The following is a 1,182-nucleotide window of genomic DNA, read 5'->3' on the forward strand; positions in this document are numbered from 1 at the left end:
TTCATTCCAAGTTTTGATGAGATCAAAGAACGTCGTGCAGAAGCAGCTTGGCTAGAACAAAGATATAACCTAGATATTAAAAACTGTAATGGTAAATCCTGTGTCCGGATCATGAAAAATGACTGTCACGGACCAAACAAAGATTATTGCGTGATTGACCCTAAATAATGCTTTTTAAAGCGGAGCTGCAATCCAATAACCGTGGTTAGCGCAAACATCAGGAATAGGGTCAGTAATAGATCGAGGTTTCGTTGGGTACTGGCCTCCACCAAGTCTAATTTCATCACCTACAAAAACTTTATGATTATTAAATTTGTTGGTAATACTGATCCTACCGTCACTTGTATATTCTAACTCGCTGCTACTAGCCCAGATAATAAAAGGGCTGGTATCACTGTTTAGACGAATACAACCATGTGGATCTAAATGTAATTTGCCACCTGCAAGTGAAACCATATAAGTCTTCACTTCGGGACTTTGCTTGATAAAAAATACTGGTTTTACAGGTTCTATAATATTAGAAACTAAAGCAGGCTTTGCCATGCAGCCAGTAAGCACAGAAATAATGAAAAAACTTTGGGCTAAATTATATATTTTCATAGTCAACCAAGTTATGAGATGGGACAGTACTTTGCTTGGTTTCTTTCGTTATTCAATTTATACCGGTGCACGCAAAGTGGCTCGACTTTGAAACATGGCTAAAGCCCTATTTCAAAGCATCGAGCAAAATTTTAATTAAACACGTTTCAATGCCATGATATGACGAACCATCTCGTTAATATGCTGTTTTGTTTCATCATCTTGAGAACTTAGCCAAGTTACAACATCCGCATCAAAAGCTTTTGCTTGAGCAATCGCATGGCGTTCTTGTAATTTTTTCACGAAGTTTGGTTTTACTACTGGCGCATTGGTAGGGTCAAAATTTTTATAGCGTTCTAATTCATTTTGCATGGTTATACCTCCGCTTTTGATTGTGTGATGGCTCAAAAGCAGTAATGATTCTTGCAACATCACCACGTTCGACCCAAACCACTGTTAGTAGTCTACCACGATTGCTTAGACCGATTGATATCAACCGTTGTTCGTCATAATGACCAAGATCGTCAAAGGACATCAGCTCTGGATCAAGAAAAACGCTACATACTTCTTCAAAAGTAATTTCACGCCCTCGATAGACTATTT

At 38.2% G+C, this 1,182-nt stretch carries 3 protein-coding genes; all 3 read right to left on the minus strand.

Going from position 1 to position 1,182, the window contains the following annotated elements:
• Positions 1 to 174: 174 nt before the first annotated feature.
• The 3 genes from FTV37_RS17575 to FTV37_RS17585 all read right to left on the minus strand — a co-directional run bounded on the left by FTV37_RS17575 (position 175) and on the right by FTV37_RS17585 (position 1,180).
• Complete coding sequence (locus FTV37_RS17575; RefSeq protein ID WP_179991870.1) at positions 175 to 600, minus strand: hypothetical protein; 426 nt, start codon at positions 598 to 600, stop codon at positions 175 to 177.
• Between the two features lie 135 nt (positions 601 to 735).
• Positions 736 to 951 (minus strand): hypothetical protein, encoded by a 216-nt coding sequence (locus FTV37_RS17580; protein WP_004811702.1) that lies wholly within the window; start codon positions 949 to 951, stop codon positions 736 to 738.
• On the minus strand, positions 941 to 1,180 hold the full coding sequence (locus FTV37_RS17585) for a BrnT family toxin (protein ID WP_180064349.1): 240 nt from the start codon (positions 1,178 to 1,180) through the stop codon (positions 941 to 943). The genes FTV37_RS17580 and FTV37_RS17585 overlap by 11 nt, the downstream gene beginning before the upstream one ends.
• Positions 1,181 to 1,182: the final 2 nt, after the last annotated feature.

It is taken from the genome of Acinetobacter sp. YH16042 (genome assembly GCF_013417245.1).
Taxonomy (GTDB): domain Bacteria; phylum Pseudomonadota; class Gammaproteobacteria; order Pseudomonadales; family Moraxellaceae; genus Acinetobacter; species Acinetobacter amyesii.

What these genes read in the sequence shown, in the direction of transcription:
- FTV37_RS17580 (WP_004811702.1), bottom strand. Translation starts at nt 951, where the DNA reads ATGCAAAATGAATTAGAACGCTATAAAAATTTTGACCCTACCAATGCG.
- FTV37_RS17575 (WP_179991870.1), bottom strand. Translation starts at nt 600, where the DNA reads ATGAAAATATATAATTTAGCCCAAAGTTTTTTCATTATTTCTGTGCTT.